The 20,800-nt window shown below is 42.0% G+C and carries 12 protein-coding genes; 7 read left to right on the top strand and 5 right to left on the bottom strand.

The window, feature by feature from the left end; all coding sequences use genetic code 11:
• Positions 1–137: 137 nt before the first annotated feature.
• Positions 138–2,093: an alpha-glucuronidase gene (locus EXN75_RS12030; protein ID WP_134844007.1), complete on the bottom strand. Its 1,956-nt coding sequence runs from the start codon at positions 2,091–2,093 to the stop codon at positions 138–140.
• 87 nt (positions 2,094–2,180) lie between these two features.
• Positions 2,181–6,101: a two-component regulator propeller domain-containing protein gene (locus EXN75_RS12035; RefSeq protein WP_134844008.1), complete on the bottom strand. Its 3,921-nt coding sequence runs from the start codon at positions 6,099–6,101 to the stop codon at positions 2,181–2,183.
• Positions 6,102–6,353: 252 nt separating this feature from the next.
• Here EXN75_RS12035 and EXN75_RS12040 point away from each other — a divergent pair, with 252 nt between their 5' ends.
• The 6 genes from EXN75_RS12040 to EXN75_RS12065 all read left to right on the top strand — a co-directional run bounded on the left by EXN75_RS12040 (position 6,354) and on the right by EXN75_RS12065 (position 13,537).
• Entirely contained in the window at positions 6,354–7,556 is a 1,203-nt protein-coding gene (locus tag EXN75_RS12040; protein ID WP_134844009.1) for an SGNH/GDSL hydrolase family protein, read from the top strand.
• A gap of 13 nt (positions 7,557–7,569) precedes the next feature.
• On the top strand, positions 7,570–8,973 hold the full coding sequence (locus tag EXN75_RS12045; RefSeq protein ID WP_134844010.1) for an MFS transporter: 1,404 nt from the start codon (positions 7,570–7,572) through the stop codon (positions 8,971–8,973).
• Between the two features lie 31 nt (positions 8,974–9,004).
• Positions 9,005–10,129: an endo-1,4-beta-xylanase gene (locus EXN75_RS12050; RefSeq protein WP_134844011.1), complete on the top strand. Its 1,125-nt coding sequence runs from the start codon at positions 9,005–9,007 to the stop codon at positions 10,127–10,129.
• 60 nt (positions 10,130–10,189) lie between these two features.
• Positions 10,190–11,146, top strand: coding sequence for a glycoside hydrolase family 43 protein (locus EXN75_RS12055; protein ID WP_134844012.1), 957 nt, complete (start codon positions 10,190–10,192; stop codon positions 11,144–11,146).
• Between the two features lie 243 nt (positions 11,147–11,389).
• Positions 11,390–12,790: a DUF5687 family protein gene (locus tag EXN75_RS12060; protein ID WP_134844013.1), complete on the top strand. Its 1,401-nt coding sequence runs from the start codon at positions 11,390–11,392 to the stop codon at positions 12,788–12,790.
• 36 nt (positions 12,791–12,826) lie between these two features.
• Complete coding sequence (locus EXN75_RS12065) at positions 12,827–13,537, top strand: ABC transporter ATP-binding protein (protein WP_134844014.1); 711 nt, start codon at positions 12,827–12,829, stop codon at positions 13,535–13,537.
• 405 nt (positions 13,538–13,942) lie between these two features.
• Here the strand turns inward: EXN75_RS12065 and EXN75_RS12070 are convergent, their stop codons facing one another.
• From EXN75_RS12070 to EXN75_RS12080, 3 genes are all read right to left on the bottom strand, one after another.
• Complete coding sequence (locus EXN75_RS12070; protein WP_134844015.1) at positions 13,943–16,021, bottom strand: porin family protein; 2,079 nt, start codon at positions 16,019–16,021, stop codon at positions 13,943–13,945.
• A gap of 117 nt (positions 16,022–16,138) precedes the next feature.
• Complete coding sequence (locus EXN75_RS12075; RefSeq protein ID WP_134844016.1) at positions 16,139–16,831, bottom strand: response regulator transcription factor; 693 nt, start codon at positions 16,829–16,831, stop codon at positions 16,139–16,141.
• Between the two features lie 23 nt (positions 16,832–16,854).
• A complete protein-coding gene (locus EXN75_RS12080; protein ID WP_134844017.1) occupies positions 16,855–18,240 on the bottom strand; it encodes a sensor histidine kinase in 1,386 nt (461 codons plus the stop codon).
• A 211-nt stretch (positions 18,241–18,451) separates the two neighbouring features.
• Here EXN75_RS12080 and EXN75_RS12085 point away from each other — a divergent pair, with 211 nt between their 5' ends.
• On the top strand, positions 18,452–20,767 hold the full coding sequence (locus tag EXN75_RS12085; protein ID WP_134844018.1) for an outer membrane beta-barrel family protein: 2,316 nt from the start codon (positions 18,452–18,454) through the stop codon (positions 20,765–20,767).
• Positions 20,768–20,800 lie beyond the last annotated feature (33 nt).

The raw sequence follows: 20,800 nt of genomic DNA on the forward strand, positions 1-20,800 counted from the left end.
AAATACGAGATTACGACAACTTTTAAACGAGAAATCTGTCGTAATCTCGATAAAAAAGTGAGATTACGACAGATTTTCATGAATTTTCTCTTTAATTACTTGTCTACGGTAGAAGAAACATGATGATGTCTTGATTCTTATTCATCAATATTCATTTTAGAAAAGGTTTGGAAATATTTGAGGCATACATCACGCCATTCCTTGGCACTGGCAAGTTGTACATTCAGTAGGGAATCAGTCATTTCCCATTCTGTGATGTGATCTTTCATATATTCCTTTGTACTTGTATGCCAATAATCACGGTAAGTTTCCACCATGCTCACTCCCATATTGTATCTCATGCAGAGTTCTTCCCATAATGTACTTCCTGATTTCATCCGATAGTTCCAGGGTACATGGTGAAACCATAGTAGATATTCTTCTGGGCAAGTTGCAAGATTGTCATAGAGACTACGGTATGGCTCAGGGTATTGTCCTACTGCATCAGTTCCGTCAGATGAACGGTTGAAACCGATTCCGTTGCTATCTGCCTGATGATAATATACTGGGCACCATTCCAGAGGATATTCGGCCTTGAAACCATCAGGTTCTGGTCCATAGTGATGGTCGAATTTGAATATGTGGTGCAAGCCGAGTGGCATCATGTAGTTGACACAGGCTTCTCGTGATGTAAGCATCATCATTTCTACTGGTTTTGTGAATCTTTCATCCTTACATTCGTAGGTCTGTATCAGCCATTCGTGGGCGATTTCTTCCGATGAAATCGATGGATTCCATGCCAAACGTCCAAAGGCATACCAGTTGGCTTGAGAGAAAGGATGACCGCACCAATTGGCATTGTCTCCTATATTAGAAACGCCTGCAATACCCTTTAACTTGTCTGGACTGACAAAGCGGAAGAACTCCTTCCACATAGGTGCCAGGTAAACAAGATGCTTGGACTGCCCGAGATATTCCTGGGTAATCTGCAACTCCGCAATCTGAGGAGTTTGGTGGATATTGTCGAAGATGGGTGCGTATGGTTCACGAGGTTGAAAGTCAAGCGGACCATTTTTTGATTGCAGGATGACGTTGTCGCGAAATTTTCCATCTTGATATTTGAATTCGCTTACAGCTTGTTTTACTCTGTCTTCTCCCTTGTGATTGGCGCCATATACAAAACTTCTCCACATCACGATGCCACCAAATGGTTTCAGTGCATCAGCAAGCATATTGGCGCCATCGGCATGGCTTCTGTGATAGTCGCCTGGCCCTGGTTGTCCCTCTGAATTGGCTTTAACGAGAAAACCACCGAAATCAGGAATAGATGCATAGATTTCCTTGGCTTTCTTTTTCCACCACAGTTGTACTTTCATATCTAATGGATCGGCTGTCTTCGTGTAACCAAGAGCCATCGGTGAGGCGAAGTTGATACTGAGATATACCCGAATGCCGTATGGACGGAAAATATCTGCGATAACTTTTACTTTATGAAGGTATTCCGAAGTCATCATTTGGGGCGAAGCATTCACATTGTTAAGTACTGCGCCATTGATGCCGATGGATGCATTGGAGCGGGCATAGGTGATGAGGCGGTTACGTAAGTCCTTACTGATATTCTTGAATTCACCGGTTTTATCTAATATGATTTCATCCCATTTCCAAATACTTTTTCCTGCATAGCCGCGCTCAATGCTGCCATCAAGATTATCCCAATGGTTGAGTATTCGCAAGTTTACGGCAGGTTTTTCTGTCTTGGAAAGATGAGAGAGATTGCCAGTCTCTTGTAGGCGTAGTAAATCATAGGCACCATAGAGAATACCAATGGAACTGCTGGCTATGATACTGGAATCTGTCAGCATATAGCCTTCGCCAAGGTTGAGAAGTGGGTCAATTCTGATGCTTACTTCTTTGCCCTTGTAGTATTTGGTGAGTTCGTCTTTGGCAATGGAAAGGGTTGCATCCTTGTCAGTCATTCCTTTTACCAAACAGGTGTTGTAGCATTGTTTGTTTAACCAAAGCATAGAGCCGTCGCTTGTTTTCTGGAGAAAAATCTGGGCTTTTGTTGTTAGAGCAAACGCAAATGCAAGTGATAAAATAAGGTATTTCTTCATATTTGCAACTACTTTTTAATATTGTTGAAGTTTAATAAGTTTGCTGCAAAAATACGAAAAAATACCTTATCTGTTATGTGTAACCGCTTATTTTTCATTTCTTTTTGTTTCAGCATATTCAGATGGTGACATGCCGAAGTGTTTTTTGAAGATAGTCGAGAAGTGGGTCTGGTTGTTGAAACCTACAGAGTATGCCACTTGTGTGAAGTTGATCTTGTCTTCTTCAATAAGGCGGGCGGCTTGCTCCAATCTTAGATTTCTAATGAATTCACCGGTAGAAACACCCGCAATTTCTTTCATTTTCCGATGTAGTTGTGCACGACTGATACCAGCCTTTTCTGTTAATTTCTCGACATTGAAGTCTGGGTCCGTAAGATTTTCGTTGATGCACTTCATGATTCGTTCCATCAATGCATCGTTGTTTCCCTTAACCTCTATTTTTTCTATTTTCTCTTTTTGTCCCATGGCTCCTGTGTATTTACCTCGTAGTCTGCGGACATTATCCACAAGATTGTCTATGAGAATATGTAGTTCTTCCATGTTGAAAGGCTTGGCGAGAAAAGCATCTGCGCCTTTTTTCAAGCCTTCCAGTCTGAAATCTACTTCGCTTTTAGAAGTGAGTAGAATCACTGGAATGTCGCTTATATTCGAGTTCCCCTTGATGTTTTTGAGCATGGTGATACCATCCATTACAGGCATCATGACATCACTGATAACCAAATCATATTTCCCAGTGAAAAGAAGTTTCAGTCCTTCTTTTCCGTTTGGAGCATAGCCGAAATGATACCATTCGCTCAGTTCTGCTTGAATATATTGAGCAATTTCTTCGTCATCATCTACTATGAGTATGTTGAAATTCTTGCTGGCTTGTTTCTTCTTGCAGTTTTCTGTTGCATTTATTTTTTCTTCATCCATCTGTATTTCCTCTGGTTTCAAGTGCTCTTTTCCTAAAGGAATACGGATTTCAAGGCAAGCTCCCTTGATTCCATCAGTACGGTTATATGCCCTGATTGTTCCTCCATGCATCTGAGTAATTGCTCGACTGAGGTTTAGACCGATACCTGTTCCTTCGATATGGAGTCCGCTGCTGTTTTTCCCCTGGTAGAAACGTTCGAAGAGCCGGTCGGTCTTCTCTTCTTTCAGTCCGATGCCTGTATCTTCTACCCTGATGATGGCATTCTTTTCGTCTTTACCTATGATAATGGTAATTTCGCCGCCATCAAAGGTATACTTCATGGCATTGGAGAGCAGGTTGGAGATAACCTTGTCAAAGTTGATGCGGTCTATCCAAACCTTCAGCTTGCCTTTATCGCTGCTGAGGCTTTCGTCTTCTTTGAGCTCAAGGGTGATGTTGCGCTCCTGTGCATTGAAGCGGTAGAGCGATATGATGCCATGCAGGAAATCCTTGAGCGGAGTCTCCTGGCAATGGAGATGCATCTGGTTCTTGTCTATCTTTCGCTCATCAAGTATCTGGTTTACCAGAAGCAGGAGGCGCTGGGCATTGCGGTCGATGGTATCGATATCCTGTTTGCTTTCTGCATCTGTTAATCTTGCTTTCAGCTTGTTGAGCGGCCCCATGATTAATGTCAGCGGCGAGCGGATGTCGTGAGTGGCATTGATGAGGAACTGCATCTTGGTCTCTTCCAGGTCTGCCTTGCGGTGGCGCTCGTATGTGTAGATGACATACAGGATGACACTTGCTATGATCAGGAGATAGAGGAGATATGCCTCGGGTGATGCATACCAAGGGTCGCATACCTTGATGTTGATGATGGTAGGATTCTTGGAATATCTGCCATTGCTGGTTGCTCTTACTTCCAGCGTATAGTCGCCCGGTTTCAACTTGTTGAATGCTACGGCATTGGCTCCTTCATTGGTGCTGTTCCATTTGCCGTCGTTGATGCGATATTGGAAACTGATATTATCGGTGCTCCTGTAGTTGAGCAGCGAGAACTCCAGAGTGAATGAATTCTGGGAGTAAGGAATGTTGAAGTCTTTGACCATACAGTTGATTGGCTTTCCGTCGATGATGAAGTTGGTGAGATGTACATCTCCCAATTCCATCTTCTTGGCCCTGACAACGTCAGGATAGAAGGTTGTAATACCGTCACTGGTTCCGAAGGCGATAAGATCGCTGGCGGTATGCATGGAAGAGCCCAGCACGTACTCACGGGTAGTAAGTCCGTTGCCGTTGATGTGCCCGATAAACTGTCTGTTCTTCTGTTCATACTGCCAGATGCCCATGGTTGTACTTACCCACAAGTCACCCTTTTGGTCTTTGATGATGCTGCAGACCTGCTTGCCTTTCAACGCTTCCGCATGAGGGAAGTCTGAAATCTTATTGCTCTTTCTGTCAAACAGATAGAGTCCTTCTTCCGTACCGATGATAATATCGCCGTTCTTTCCTTCGCAGATACCATTCGCCTGTCTGTCTTTCAGAATGTTGTGCCATCCGAAATCCTTGAAACTGAGCGTTTTGGTATTGAGACAGGAAACTCCATTAGAGGTTCCTATCCATAAATGGCCTGTATGGTCGAGCGCCATGCTTCGCACCCAGTCGTTGCAGAGAAATCCTTTATCGCCTCTTTGCTGCATATTCAGAGCGGTAACCTTGCCGCTTTCCACATTATATATATATAGGCCTTTGCTGTATACAGAAATGTAAAGGTTGCCCTGTGCATCGTCGGTCATACAGTAGATGCCGGCGCTGGTAAAGGTGAGTTTCTGCTGGTATGTACCTGTATGAGGGTTGTAGCTGTAGAGTGCGCTACCATTGCTGATCCAGTAATCGCCACGTCGGTCTTTATAGATGATGCAAGTACCGGCAGGTGACTGGGGATGGGCGATAATCTTGCCTGAAGCATCAAAACAGAACACACCACTGTTCTGTACCGTACACCATGTTTCACCATTTTCGCCTTGTGCAATAGATGAAACGCTGCTGCCGATGATGTAGTTCTGTGCAGAGAAACTCCAGCTGTTGAAAGCCTGCTGGCGCTGGTTGATCAGGTACAGACCTTTCTTGTAACAGCCTATCCAAAGATTGTTGTCCTTATCTTCGATGATATCGTTGACGAAGGCGGTAGCCAGATTGAAACTGCTGTTGCTGTTCTCCAACTGTTCTACCCTGTTGCTTCCCTTTCTGATCATGAGAACACCATGTTCAGAGGTGCTGATATAGAGGTTGCCTTCGTGGTCGAAGGTAGCATTGTTGATGGTTACATTATTCTGATAACTGCCAAAGTCGTAGCCGGCATCAGCGATGCGGCCTGTCCGGTAATCATAATAGACGATGCCATACATACAGACGATGAGCATGGTCTGCGGGCGATGCTGGATGAAAGCCACAGGTGCTCCGCATGGCGATTTGAAGTCTTTGCGCTGCACCTTGCCTTGTTTCTTGATGAAACGGGTGAAGATAGAAAGGTGGCTACTCTGCCAGAGATAATGATGCTTATCTTCGTAGATATGGGTAAAGAATACATCAGAATCGCGCTCAGCGTATTGCCTTTCCTGTCTGACGGTGAAAAGGTTGTCTGTTCCTTTCTGGGTATTTCTGCCTTTTACAGAATAGAGACCATATCCTGCTGTACCCAGCAGGATATCGCCATTGTGACTTTCTACCATAGAATAGATACGTGGCTTTCTGCCATCAGGAAACTGGAGACGGGCGAAATCGTTCGTCTCATAATTATAGCGCATCAGTCCCTTGGCACAACCTATCCACAGGTTACCTTTCTTATCTACCAGCAGGTCGGAGATAATGTTGTCGGTAATGGAGGTTGTGTCTTCTTCGTTGTGCAGATAGTTGGTAAAGCGGTAGCCGTCAAACTTGCTGAGTCCGTATTCGGTTCCCACCCAGATATATCCGTATTTATCCTGCACAATGCAGTTGATGAGCGAACTTGACAGTTTGCCCGATGTGAAAAGTTCACCACTGTCTGCCCATACCATGAGCGAGATGATGATAGCCATAAATGCCGTGAGGCAATGTTTCGTATATTTCATAAGTTTCTGTTTGTTGCTTGCTTTTTAGGTTGTTGACGTTGCAAAAGTAACAAAAAAGCATGAAAGCAACAAATGAAAACGAGATAAAATGTTTCGTTCACTTTTGTTTCTTTATTTTTTTTGTACCATGAAACAAATAGAAATGATTAGGCAACCATTAATTGTATGTAGTTTCAATAGTTTTTGCTACATTTGCAGCGTCAACAGCAAAATAGAACCAAAACATAGTAACAGACCCAAAACATAGTAACAATGATAAAGCAGACAATAAAGTGTTTTTCTTTGGCACTCTTGCTCGCAGCACAGCATCAGATGACATTTGCACAGAATGTATGGAAAGGTTCTTGGGCAACAGCAGTAGAGTGGACGGGAAAGGGTGACATGCCTAAGGAGAGTTTGAGTAACCGCTCTTGCCGACAAGTAGTTCATGTATCTTTTGGCGGAGAGGAACTCAGAGTGAAGCTCAGCAATGAACAGAGTAAGGAGCCGGTAGAAATCAAATCGGTGTATATTGCAGATACCGATAAGGACAGCAACTGGTTTGTGAATGGTAAGACCGTGAAATATCTCAAGTTTAATGGCAAGAAGAATGTAACCATTGCTCCTGGCAAGGCTATCTTTTCAGATGATTTGAAATATGCCTTGAAGAGTGGACAGCGCCTCACGATTACCATCGACTATGGCAAGCAGACTCCAGTGAATGCAACATCCCATCGGGGTTCACGTACCACATCTTATATAGTAAACGGTTTGCATCGCACTCCTAAACCGATGGATAAGAGTTTTGATGATGGCGAGGAGGTGGAACACTGGTATAATCTTTCAGCCATAGATGTAATGACAGAACAGTCCACCCCAGTGGTAGCAATTCTTGGCAATTCGATTACGGATGGTAGGGGAAGTACAACTAACCATCAGAACCGTTGGACAGATTTCTTGTCGGATGCATTGAACAAAGAGAGACCATACGGAGTTTTGAATTTGGGAATCGGAGGCAACTGTGTGGTAGAAGGGGGACTGAGTGAACCTGCAATGAAGCGCTTCGATCGTGATATATTAGGGCAAGCAGGTGTAGATAAACTCATCATTTTTGAGGGAACCAATGACATTGGTTGTAGTAGTAAAAATTACGAGCAAATTGCAGATACTTTGATTGCTTGTTATAAAGTACTAATAAATAAAGCAAAAGCAAGGGGTATCAAAGTGTATGGTGCAACTATAACTCCTACAAAGGGAAACAGTTGGTATTCTTTTTGGCATGAGGCGATACGACAAACTGTTAATGAGTGGATAAGAAAGGGTGGTTTCTTCGATGAAATCATTGATTTTGATGAGTTGACACGTGATCCGCAAGACCCACAACGCCTAAAACCCGATTATTCGGATGATTGGTTGCATCTTAATCCAAAAGGATATGAAGCAATGGGTAAGTTTGCTGCAGATAAATTGAAATAAAAATAATAAAAATATGGAACAGACATCTAAGGAATCTCAGGGATTCTGTAAATTGAGCTGGTTACAGCGCATTGGATTTGGTTCTGGTGACTTGGCACAAAACCTCATCTTTCAGACAACATGTATGTACCTGTTGTTCTTCTATACCGACATCTATGGACTCGATGCAGTAGACGTTTCCGTGATGTTTACGGTAGGAAATGTTGCAAATGTGATTTGGGATCCTATTGTAGGAGCCCTTATCGACAAGCATAATCCTAAGTTGGGTAAGTATCGCTCTTATCTGGTATTCGTAGGAATCCCACTTTCGGGCTTTGCCATCCTCTGCTTCTGGAATGGCTTTGCACCATCCCTGCTCTATGCCTATATCACATACATTGCCATGACATTGCTCTATACATTTATCAATGTACCTTATGGAGCCTTGAACTCATCGCTGACACGTGATACCGATGAAATCACGGTGTTGACGTCAGTTCGTATGTTTATGGCAAACTGTGGCGGTTTGGCTGTAGGTTCAGGTCTTCCATTGCTCATTGCATACTTTACCGACCAGCAGTCGGATGGTTTGCCTAAGGATCCAGTGGCTTGGTTTACCACCATGACCATCTATGCCGTCATTGGTTTGATGTTGCTCCTCTTCTGTTTCTCGCAGTGTAAGGAGCGTGTGGTAATGAATGCCGAGGAGAGTGCCAAAGTGAAGATAAGCGACCTTTGGATGGAGTTTTTCCACAACCGTCCTTTGCGTATCATTGCCTTCTTCTTTATCACCGCCTTTGCCATGATGTCAATCGGCAATGCGGCAGGAGCTTACTTCATGAACAGCAACCTTCACGGAACCTCCGAGCAGCTTTCCATCTTCATGGGTTTGGGTTCGGCACCGTCGTTCATCTTCATGCCACTGGTGCCTATGATCAAGAAGGCAATCGGCAAGAAGAACATGTTCTATGTATTCCTGGGCATCGCCATCGTGGGTATGGCATTCCTTTATCTGGTAGCAAAGATGGAGCAGCCAAGTATGATGCTCGTCTATATCGCCCAGTTTGTTAAGTCAACGGGTGTTATTGTAGCTACGGGTTATATGTGGGCTCTTGTTCCTGAGGTTATCTCTTATGGAGAGTATAAGAGTGGCAAGCGTATAGCAGGTATCGTGAATGCCTTGACGGGCATCTTCTTCAAGGCGGGTATGACTTTGGGTAGTGTGGTGGCTCCAGCCATCCTTGCTTACGTGGCTTACAATCCGAAGACCGTGGAGCAGACTCCTGAGGCTCAGGAGGGTATTCTCTGGTTGGTATGTGTCATTCCTGCTGCCTTGTTGCTGCTCGCCATCTTCATCATCTCGAAGTATGAGTTGACAGATGCGGTTATCGATGATATCAACAAGAAGATTGAGGCTCGACACAAACAGGAAAAGTAACATTTAAAATTGAGAAAAATATAAATTAGACATGAAGAAAATTTCGACTTTTGCATTGGGCTTGATGCTTGCTTCTACAGCATTTGCCCAAAAGGCGAATAACGCTACCGAGATTCCTACATTCCAGGAAACCATGGGCAAGTACTTCCTGGTGGGAGCTGCCGTGAATACTTTCCTGCCAGACGGACAGGATCCTGCTGCCGAAGAGGTGGTGAAGAAGCAATTCAACCAGGTGGTTGCCGAAAACTGCATGAAGGGTGAGAAGAATCATCCTGAGGTGAATCGCTTTGATTTCACCGATGGCGATAAGTTGGCTGACTGGGCAGAGAAGAACGGCAAGACCTTGATAGGTCATTGCCTGGTTTGGCACTCTCAGCCACCTAAGTGGATGTTTACCGATGATAAGGGTAATCTGGTAAGCCGTGAAGTGCTCATCGGCAGAATGTATAATCACATCATGAATGTGGTTACTCATTATAAAGGTAGAGTAAAGGGATGGGACGTAGTGAACGAGGCTTTTGAGGATGATGGCTCTTACCGCAAGTCTCTATATTATAAGATTATCGGTCCGGAGTTCATCGAACTGGCTTTCCGCTTTGCGCATGAGGCTGACCCTAACGTAGAGCTTTACTATAATGATTATTCTACTTCGAAGCCAGCTAAGCGAGAGGCTATCTGCAAGCTGGTTCGCGATTTGAAGGCGAAGGGTCTCCGTATCGATGCTGTAGGTATGCAGAGCCACAATGGTTTTGATTATCCTGATTATGCTGAGTATGAGAAGAGCATCGAGGCTTTTGCAGGTGAAGGTGTCAAGGTGATGCTGACTGAGCTGGATATGAACATGCTTCCTAATCCGGAAGGATTCGGCGGTGCGGAAATCAGTCAGAAGTTTGAACTTCAGAAGAAGTACAATCCATACGTGAAGGGACTTGACAAGAAGGCGCAGAAGCTCTTCAACCAGCGTTATCTCGATCTCTTCAAGATTGTAGAGCGTCACAAGGATGTCATCAGTCGTGTTACCTTCTGGGGTGTCAACGATGGTCACTCTTGGTTGAATGGCTGGCCTATCCCTGGCAGAACCAACTATCCACTGCTCATCGACCGCAACAACGAGGTGAAGCCAGTGGTGAAGGAAATCTTCAATCTCTTTAAATAAGATCTCTTCAAATAGAATCTCTTAAGATAATATCATCAATCTCTTTAAATAAAAATAACAATGAAAGCAAGATATTTGTTCCCAAAGGATTATATGGCAGATCCATCTGCCAATGTGTTTAACGGTCGTCTGTATGTTTACCCATCCCATGACTGGGACAGCGGAGAAAGCTTCGACGATGATGGCGGTCACTTCCAGATGAAAGACTATCATGTTCTCTCTATGGACGATGTGATGGAAGGTGAGGTAACCGATCATGGTGTGATTCTCGATGTGAAGGATGTGCCATGGGCTGAGAAGCAGATGTGGGACAACGATGTAGTGGAGAAGGACGGTAAGTACTATCTCATCTTCTCTGCCAAGGATTATAATGGCGTGTTCCATCTTGGTGTAGCTGTAGCTGACAAGCCAGAAGGTCCATTCATTCCGAATGCCGACCCAATCCGCAAGTCATACAGCATCGACCCTTGCGTGTTCAAGGATGATGATGGCAAGATTTTCTGCTACTTCGGTGGTATCTGGGGCGGTCAGCTTCAGTGGTACAAGGACAACAAGGCGCTGAAGAACGAGCATCTCCCAGAAGGCAAGGAGAATCCGTTGCCATCCCGTGTAGCCATGATGACTGATGATGTTCAGCAGTTTGCTGAGATGCCAAAGCCTGTTGTCATTGTTGACGAGGAGGGTAAGGTATTGCCAGCCGATGATCCGCATCGCTTCTTCGAGGCTAGCTGGATGCATAAGTACAAGGGCAAGTATTACTTCAGTTACTCTACCGGTGATACTCATTATCTCTGCTATGCAGTAGGTGATAATCCTTATGGTCCGTTCACTTACAAGGGCGTTATCTTGGAGCCGGTGGTAGGTTGGACCACTCATCACAGTATCTGCGAGTATAAGGGTCAGTGGTATCTGTTCCATCACGACTGTGTGCCATCTAATGATACAACCTGGCTTCGTAGCGTAAAGGTGGCTCCTCTCTTCTATGATGAGGTGGGTAACATCTTGCCGGTAAAATAGAATTGTTGTTTAGGTTTTAATAGTTTTGGAGAATAGTTGATACATGAGTTAGTTTTAGTTAGAAACGAGCAGCATCTTCGGGATGAAGATGCTGCTTTTTGTTTTTTCTCTTATAACTTCTCAGTTCTTCTTGCAAATTGTTTCTTATCTAATGTTATTTTTAAGTTATTTCTTTCGTTTTGTCATAGATTTCTCGGTTTTTTATTTACCTTTGCATCCATAAACCAATGAAATGAAAGAATTATGTTGAAATTACTGTTAAGGTTATGGTGGCTGCAACAGCGCCGTAACTTCCGCAAGAGAGATGCTTTTGTTGCCTCCTATATCATCTTTCTATATGTGGTGATGGGAGTTAGTTTCTTTCTTAGTTTCACCGAAAATGGAGGAGATTTGGAAGGGGAAGACTTGCCGGCCTTGTTGGGGGCTGGTATGGTTGTCGGTTTTCTGATTCCTGATATGATTATGAAAATGGTGATGAAACGGGATATTACTGCGATGGATGATTACGTGAAGTCGCGCCCTGTGCCAGAGAAAATCTGGAACAAGTTCCTGCTCACTACCAATCTCTTGAGCTTCTGGAACTATGTGCTGCCATTGCTCACGCTTCCGGTGTTCATCTATCTTCTGCCGGCAAGTGAGGTTGTAGCCAGCTTCTTCCTGTTCCTGGAGTTTTCTTTTGTCGATGGCATCTATATCACTTGTTATCGTAAGGCTACGGAGTGGATGCTCAAATGGCCCTTGATATTGGGATGGATTGGTATGTTTGTCGTATTGGTAGGGTATATGTTCATAGCCTCTTTCTTTCCGGTATGGATGGGATGGATAGGTCTCTTCTTCCTTGCTGGAGCGGTATTCACCGGACTTACCGCCTATCTCTGTCACGAAAAGATTTATAACGAGCAGAAACAGAAGGTTTCCAAGTTCCGTGGATTCAGTCATGTCAACCTCTTCAGTCTGCAATATATCGGCACGTTGAGAGCAAAGCGTGTCCGTACGATGGTGATTATGATTACCGCCATCTTCCTTTTCGATGCCTATCTGTTTGCCTTGCTTCCAGCAGAAGCGGGACAGGAAATAGGGGACAAGGTGGCTATGACTACCCTCTATGTGGCGGGTGCCATCCTGCTGCCATCGGTGGTGTTGTCGCAATGGACCTTTGGTATTGAGGCAAACTTCTTCCATGGTTTGATGACCAAGCCGGTAAAGGTGAAGCAGATGCTGCAGAATTGCTTCTATTATTATATGGTAGTGAGTGCGATAGCCTTGCTGCTCACCCTTCCGTTCCTTTTCCTGGAGGCAGGAATCGGAATCCAGGTGCTTATCAGCGGTTTCTGTCTGGCAGTATTCATCAATCTCTTCAATCTGCCTACGGCACTCTTCTCTTCCCGTCTGGAGATATTCCAGACTTCCATGTTCAGCATGCAGGGAGCGAATCTAAAGATTAATCTTTATGCCATCGCCTTCCTCTTTCCGTTGGCTGGTGTCTGTGCTGTCTATCATTTCTTCGGCGAGACGGCATGGTGCATCACCTGCGTAGCGCTGGCAGTCTTCAGCATCGCCATCCACAAATGGTTCATCGCCAAGATTGCTGCCATCTTCGAGAAGAACAAGTATAAGCGCATGGAGAAGTTCATGGAAAGCTAAGTAAACATTAAATACTACACATTAAACATTAGAATAATGGATATCAAGATTCAGAATCTCAAGAAGATATATAATGGCAATACCGTACTCGATATTGATAATCTGAGTGTTGCAAAGGGCGAGTTGATAGGACTCGTTGGTAATAATGGTGCGGGCAAGACTACCTTGCTCCGTCTGATTCTCGACCTGATTCAGGCAGATGATGGTTTCGTGGAAAGCAATGGACAAAAGGTGAACGAGAGTGAAACCTGGAAGGAATATACCGGCAGTTACATCGACGGCAGATTCCTCATCGACTTCCTCACCCCTGAGGAATACTTCGATTTCATCGCTGATGTCTATAACATCGACGATAAAACCTTGCAGGAGCGATTGGCGCAGTTTGAGGGCTTTATGCACGATGAAATCATGGGAACCAAGAAGTATCTCCGTGATTTCTCTCAGGGCAACCGACAGAAGATTGGCATCATCGGAGCGATGATCATCAATCCGAAGGTTCTTCTCCTGGATGAGCCTTTCAACTATCTTGACCCATCTTCCCAGATGACTATCGCCCACATGATTCAGCGCATCTGCAAGGAGCAGGGCACCACGGTCATCATCTCCAGCCACAACCTCAACTTCGTTGCCGACATCTCCTCCCGCATCCTCTTGTTGGAGAAAGGAAAGTTGGTGAAGGATTTACAGAATACGGATGGGGCAGCCATCGCTGAACTCAATGAGTATTTCGGTATTCAGGCAGAATAGACCGGACTAGAAAAAAGAGGGTGTGTCATAATTCCATGATACACCCTCCGATGTGAAAGTAATTCCCCTGTACCCACTTTTATTTTTCCCTGCCCACGGAAAAATTCTTGCGTGGGCAGGGAAAAAAATATACCCGGGCAGAGAAGAAAATTTAAAAGAGTATTTTGGAGAATAGGGAGTGTAGTCGAAAAAGATTATGATTTAGCATTGCTTGTAGAAAAATAGAAATAGAAAAAGGGTGCGTCATGTAGTTATGACACACCCTTTTTTTGATATAGCATTTTTTGGGGGGTACGGTATTATTTTGATATAGTATCTTTTAGCATTCTTCTATTTTCCAAAGGTCGTTGCCTTTGAATACAATGGCAATCAGTTGGTCGGTTGGTACCGATGTTATCTTGTCTGCTATAAGACTGAAGATTTTGACTTTCCTTCAAATCTCAGATTGCCATCATGCTTTATCTTCTTTCCATAATCAAAAGTATAGCTAATGGAAAGAGACATATATCGTCTATCCCATGGTCTGCTCTGATATGTATAACTACCAATATTGTCAGAAACAAGCCAAGTCTTGGTATAACCTTTTTTCAAGAACAAAGAATTGACTTGTAATTTAGCGAACAAATTCCCCTTGGAGTATTGTACGCCACACTTCAAATTGTCAGAGAAACGAGTCAAGTTAGAACTCCCTCGCATATAACCCTTGCCAGAGCTATATGTATAGTTGACATTGAGTGCCCAATATTTACCGAAGCCTAAATATGCTGAAGGATAGACTCCCCAATAGGCATTGTTAATATGAAATAGCCCAGAATGCCATTCACGCATATAGGAAACATTGGAAGAAATGCGCAACTTTCCGTTCATCAAGGTCAAAGATGGAGTGACATTGACATACAATGGATTGTAAGAACCACTGTTTATCATCTCCTTCACCATCAGACCATTGATTTCATGCCAATAAGGCACGATGTCATTTATGATGTTGTCCCAACTGCAGGAGGTATTTAGCGAGAACACATTGGAAGGTATCCAGGTATAAGACAAGAGAGCGTACGCTTGGCGCACGGTTTTTAAGTCAGCGTTGCCCTTACTTCCTGTTAGCTCATCGTCTTGTCGCACGACCGTGTTATAATAAGAGGGATTGATGGCACTCTGGGTGATATTTGCCTGTATATAGATAGAATGCTTGGAGCTTAACTGGCCATTCAAGGTGACACACCCATTGAGATAAGCTTTCGTCATTACTTTTTCGTCTTGTACTTTATAACTTTGAACAGGCAACGACACCAACAAACTTCCACTCCACTTGCCAGAGAATTTGTGGCTATAATTCAAGTCGAAAGAATAATAAGTATTGATTAATTTCTGAAAAGTATCTGCCGTACCCGAATAATTCGTACGATAAATCTCCGTATTGAGACTGGTAGTAAATACTAAATAATTCTGCTGATAGATAGGGAAGCCATAACCTAGCCACAAACTAGGCAAGTAAGCGTTCTCTTTTGTTCCGTTATAGAGTTCTTGACTATCAGATGCCATCAACTGATAATGATTGTTTCCGCTATTATGATTATACGAGAAAGAAAAACCGCCATAAGCATAACCATTATGAGGCAATCCATAAGTAACAAACTGCGAAGTCAGATAGGGTGTGATGGAACGAGAATCTGCATCCGAGATGGAAGAACCTAGCTCAACATCGTCATAAAAAACATGCTGTTGTGTATGAGAACGAGGAACTTCATTCAATCTCATGCCCGCTTGAAGAGACCAGATAAGTTTTTCTGAATCATATCTCGCACTAACCCCCGTAGAGTATGTACGCAATCGCTCGTTCTGCTCATAATCCACTTTCTTGTTTAGCGTGGTGCCATCATTATATGTATAATCTATGTTTTTATTGCCGACTAGCTTATGGGCATTTCTATAGTAAGTCCCCACTATAGCTTGGTAAGTCATGCGCCCCTTTCTTAACTTCCCAGCCACGTCATAGTCGCCATAATCATTGTTTCCAAATCCTTGGTTAGCCTCAGCCATGACATACCCACCATAAGCCAATTTGCGTAATACGAAATCGACGACAGCTGAATAATTCTTGTATTTTGGTTCCGATGGAGATTGCAAGAAATCCACACGAGCTACTTCTTTAGGTCGTAGAGTTTTCAGTTCCCAACCATTGGCCTCCACACCGTTGATAAAAAAGTGAACTTCCTTTCCCCAATTGGTCTCCACCTTGTTAGAGAATTCATCCACGCGCAATCCTGCCACCATCATGCGAGCCAAAAGCGCAGCATAATTAGAAGAGCTTTTACGCTCTTCTGGTGTAGGAATATAAGAAACACCATCCTTGATAGCTACATGGTTTTGGGCAGTAACTACTACTTCTTCATTTATATGTTGAGTTTTCAACGAATCTGTTTCCTGCGCAAAAGTAGTAGATAACGACAATAAACACATTGATAATAAAAACAATCGCTTCATACTGTATGATTTATTTGCTCTAAATGTTTTTTGCAAAGTTAATGTTTCTAGAGAAAACAGCCAAGCTTTTTACATCATTTTTTCATAATTTTTGTCCTCTGTTAATTTATGTCGGAATCAGATGCAGTAATCTTCTATCCACATTTTGAAACCTTCGCCTCGAAGAGTCTCCAAATGTATGGAGGTGTCTTTCTCTAAGTATCTTCTTAGATGGTATATCACATTGTTGAGACTCTCGTCTGTGCATGTCACTCCTTTCCATACAGTGTCTTTGAACTCTTGACGAGGAACTATTTCCCCTTTGTTTACCCACAATAGTTTAAGTGTGTTGAACTCTGTAAATCCAAGCACCTTTTCCTTTGTTCCTTGATAAGAAAGCGTACGCCCCTCTGTATCCAACGTATAATAGACACCTATATTTATCATGCGAGAATTGCAAAAATCTTTATGCTTTGCATAACGGTTTACCCATCCCAAGAACTCACCAATGTCAAACGGCTTCTCGATATAAATCATAGCCCCATTGTTGGCAGCTTCGGCTTTAAATTCTGTGTTGTGTAATGAAGAAACGCACATGATGGGGGTGTCCTCAGCGGCAAGCCGAATGTCATTGATTCGTTCCAAACTGTTTTCTTCACCTATCATCACATCAAGAATAATGAGGTTGGGAGATAGCTTCATGATAAGGCTTTCCACTCCAAACAAGGAGTTCTGAAAGAACACATCATATCCAGCTTTTTGCAGTATCTTTACGGCAATATTGCCAAATTTCAGATCGTCATCGACCAATAAAATTTTTATCTTTTCCATATTATAATATTTTTGTAGGCATGTTATTCCTTTGCATTTTTCTCCTTAGGCAAGGTGAAGGTAAAAGTACTACCCTTGTCCAACTCGCTCTCTACCCTGATGCTTCCCCCATGTGCCTTGACTGCATATTTTACCAAAGCTAGTCCGATGCCATATCCATTTTTGTGTTGAGTAGCAGGTATGCGGTAGAACTGCTTGAATATTTTCTTTTGATATTTTTTGTCAATGCCTACACCTTGGTCTTGTACGCTGATAATGGTAAACTTCTCGTTGCTATTAATGCAGACATTTATGTTAGCTTCCTTGCTTGAATATTTTATGGCATTTTCCAATAAATTATGGATGACATTTTCAAGCAAATATCTGTCGGCAAAGACTTCTTCTTTGTCTAATCTGTTGTCTGAGATAGTTATGACATGTGGCTTTTGTGCATAATTATTGTCTATCAGTTTTTTTGCATGCTTAGCTATTGCAACGATGTCTAGTTTTTCCTTGTTTATCATGAGTTTACTTTCTTCTGCTTTGGCAGTGATTAGAATAGTCTTGATGGTGTTGGCAAGCGACTTTATATCTTCCGTTACAGAAGCTATGAGTTCTATCAATTCCTTCTCTTTTAGCTCGTTCATGATGTATCCCAAAGTCAGCAATATGCTAGCTAATGGAGCCTTAAGATCGTGTATGGTTCCATGGATGCTAGCCTCACGGTTTTTCAGAAGATCTTCTTTGTATCTGATAGCGGTCATTTGATAACCTACACAAAAGATGATAATAAGTGCTAATAACACAGTAGAGATGAGAGTCTCGATAGAATTTAAAATGAAGGAAGATGGGGTAATATCCACCTTTGCCTGAACGAAACGTACAGGTTTGAGACCGATGGCAATAGACTTGCTTGATTGCCAATTCTCGAAGTTTTTAGTCTGCCTGTGGCTTTTGATAGTCTTTTTGTTTTCGTCTAATATTAATAAGGTATAGGTAAAATCTTTATCTAGATTTTTCTTAAAAATTTTGGAGAGTTTGGCAAGGTTGATGGGATTACCTTTTGCTGTAAGAATATCTTTGCTTAATAATCCCATTGCTTCGGCTTCGGTCTCTGCTATACCTTGGTCTCTTAAATTTTGAATGTTGATTTCGTCAAATCGAATAATGTCTTCTTTCTTTGGATTTGCTTTTTTGAAGTCTTCATTATTCATTATTTTATAGAATACACGCTGTTTACCATCTTTGTTAGATTTCTCTTTCTTGTGTGCACGGATGGCATACTCTTCGTCAATAGCAGTTTTTAAAGCGGCGTTTACCTTGTCCGTTTCGTTGTGAATATACTCTCTGTATTGCAGGGATATATTATATCCTTGTAACAATGTGATAACTATTAATGCTAAAATGGTTATACAGTAATACTTTTTCATGCTCTATATTTATCAGTTATATTTTTTTGATATGCAAAGATACGAATTCTTTTTCAAAAGAACATGTATTCTTACATTATTTTTTAACATCATAATCTGGGGGGTAAAAATGATGTAAGAATTGATGTGAAAAGTTTGTCAGTTTGCCCAAATTGATGTATTTTTGCAGCCAAGAAGTTTAATCAATTATTCGTATATATTAAGGTAAGATATGAAAAAGGGTTTAATGGTATTGGTACTAGCATTATGTGTTTGTAATGTATATGCACAAGCTATCAAGGGAAAGGTTGTGGATGAAAAATCGCAGCCGATAGCTTATGCTACAGTTTTGTTGTTAAACAAGGAAGATTCTTCTTTTGTCAAAGGTGTGACAAGCGGTGATGACGGTGCTTTTTTGTTGGAGGAGATTGTGAGTGATGGTATTCTGAAAGTCTCAGCTTTAGGCTATAATACGGTATTTAAAAATATTGGTAAAGACAATGTTGAAATTGTCGTTTTGTCGGAGGAAAGACAGAACTTGGCAGAAGTTGTTGTAAAAGGTTCACGTCCGCAGTATCAACGGAAAGATGGAAATCTATTGACAAATGTGGAAGGTACTGTTTTGGCAGGCTCTCATAATGTTATGGATGTATTGCTGCATGTTCCTGGAATGGTTACAACAGCAAATGGTGACTTGGAAGTGTTTGGACAGGGACAACCTGTCGTTTATATCAATAATCGAAAAGTACACAACGATTCTGAGGTAAAACTGTTGACTCCATCAGAGATAAAATCTGTAGAGTTGATTACGAATCCAGGGGCAAGGTATGATGCTTCAGGTAAGGCTGTCTTGAATATCTTGACAGTAAAGAAAAAAGAGGGTTGGCAATTTCAAATGGGGGAAACGTTGAAGCAAAGTGAATTGTTTTCACATTCTGGTGATGTAAAAGTGGGAGTAAAAACAGGTGGATTGTCTTTGTCGGCGAACTATTCTTATAATGATTATCGAAACAAACACCATCAACCGAGCGTGAAAGAATTAAATATAGAGGATATTACTCATACTTATGATAGCCAAAAAGAAAGGGCGAAGAACAAACAAATGACTCATAACTGGGAATTGAGCTGTGATTATGAGTTTACACCGAATCATATTATTGGTGTGGAATGGGATGGAAACGCAAACAAAGATATAGAGCGACGTTTTACAGGCTTTGACTATTTGAGGCAATATAATATAGTAAGACATCTTGACATAGACAATAATTATACTAATAAGATTTCTTATAATCATGCCAATGTCTTTTATAATGGTCATTTTTCTAAGCAACTAGACTTTGGCTTAAATTTGGATTATGTTAATAATCACAACAAATATCATCAAAATACGGTTGAGGCAGAACAAACAAAAGAAACAAATACATTGAACATTGGACGTGGAGCGATTAACATTTATTCTGGCAATATGTCGTTGGAGTACTCTCCCTGTGATGTGTTCAAATTGACTGGTGGTGTAGATTACTATTATATCAAAAATAATAGTAATCTTTCTGCTGTTTCTAACAATACAAGTACTTTAACTTCTGATTTCTGCAATACAGAGACTAAATATGCAGTTTTCGTGGATGCAAAAATGACATTGGGCAAGTGGAATCTGTCGGGAGGCATTCGTTATGAACAAGTACCCTCTCATTATGTGGATAAAATAGATGACTCTAAAAGTCGAAAAGTAACAGATAAACATGTATTCCCTGCTTTGAGTGTGTCTTACCGCCAAGGAGATTGGTATAATGGACTCTCTTTTTCGTCAAGAATCACAAGACCTACCTTTCGGCAACTTAGCAACTCTAGCTTTTATGGAAATGAGTATATGTATCAGCAAGGTAATCCTTTGCTGAAATCTGCCCTCTCGCATGTTCTAAAATGGGATGTGGGTTATAAGTTTGTCAATGCCAATGTAAGCTACAATTATGTTCATAATTATATTACGACGGATTTTTACATGCCAGAGTCAGCTCCTACTCATATTGTCAGTTCTTACAGGAATTATGACAAGATAAGCTATTTGCGATTCAACCTTTCTGCTCAAAAGAAAATTGGCTGTTGGAATCCTTCTTTGTCTATGGGCTTGGAACAACCATTCTTTACGGCTGAGTATATGGGTGAGTCCGTAAAGTATAATAAAATGAAAGTCTTCGTCGTTACCAATCAGCATGTGGAGTTGCCTAAAGGTTATATGTTGTCTGTATATTATTATTGGTGTAATGGTGGCTTGAAGGATGCAGTAAAGATAGAACCTTATCAGATGTTGAATGTTGGGCTGCGGAAGTCTTTCTTGAAGAAGAAACTGAGTGTTAGTATTGATGCGAATGACATATTCCACACCATGAAATTCAAGGAAGTAGAAAAATTATGTTATTTAATGTTCCGACAGACAGAGGATTATAGCCTATGGAATTATTCTATCAGTGTCAAATACTATCTTTCTCCAGTTAAACAGAAATATAGAGGGAAGAACTCAGTACAAGATGAAATACAAAGACTATGAAGTGTTTTTCAATAGTATATCAGCATGATAGTA

Source organism: Segatella hominis, assembly GCF_004535825.1.
GTDB classification, from domain to species: Bacteria; Bacteroidota; Bacteroidia; order Bacteroidales; family Bacteroidaceae; genus Prevotella; species Prevotella hominis.

Excerpts from the sequence above, each read along its gene's own strand:
- EXN75_RS12030 (WP_134844007.1), bottom strand. The coding sequence starts at position 2,093 with ATGAAGAAATACCTTATTTTATCACTTGCATTTGCGTTTGCTCTAACA.
- EXN75_RS12035 (WP_134844008.1), bottom strand. The coding sequence starts at position 6,101 with ATGAAATATACGAAACATTGCCTCACGGCATTTATGGCTATCATCATC.
- EXN75_RS12040 (WP_134844009.1), top strand. The coding sequence starts at position 6,354 with ATGATAAAGCAGACAATAAAGTGTTTTTCTTTGGCACTCTTGCTCGCA.
- EXN75_RS12045 (WP_134844010.1), top strand. The coding sequence starts at position 7,570 with ATGGAACAGACATCTAAGGAATCTCAGGGATTCTGTAAATTGAGCTGG.
- EXN75_RS12050 (WP_134844011.1), top strand. The coding sequence starts at position 9,005 with ATGAAGAAAATTTCGACTTTTGCATTGGGCTTGATGCTTGCTTCTACA.
- EXN75_RS12055 (WP_134844012.1), top strand. The coding sequence starts at position 10,190 with ATGAAAGCAAGATATTTGTTCCCAAAGGATTATATGGCAGATCCATCT.
- EXN75_RS12060 (WP_134844013.1), top strand. The coding sequence starts at position 11,390 with ATGTTGAAATTACTGTTAAGGTTATGGTGGCTGCAACAGCGCCGTAAC.
- EXN75_RS12065 (WP_134844014.1), top strand. The coding sequence starts at position 12,827 with ATGGATATCAAGATTCAGAATCTCAAGAAGATATATAATGGCAATACC.
- EXN75_RS12070 (WP_134844015.1), bottom strand. The coding sequence starts at position 16,021 with ATGAAGCGATTGTTTTTATTATCAATGTGTTTATTGTCGTTATCTACT.
- EXN75_RS12075 (WP_134844016.1), bottom strand. The coding sequence starts at position 16,831 with ATGGAAAAGATAAAAATTTTATTGGTCGATGACGATCTGAAATTTGGC.
- EXN75_RS12080 (WP_134844017.1), bottom strand. The coding sequence starts at position 18,240 with ATGAAAAAGTATTACTGTATAACCATTTTAGCATTAATAGTTATCACA.
- EXN75_RS12085 (WP_134844018.1), top strand. The coding sequence starts at position 18,452 with ATGAAAAAGGGTTTAATGGTATTGGTACTAGCATTATGTGTTTGTAAT.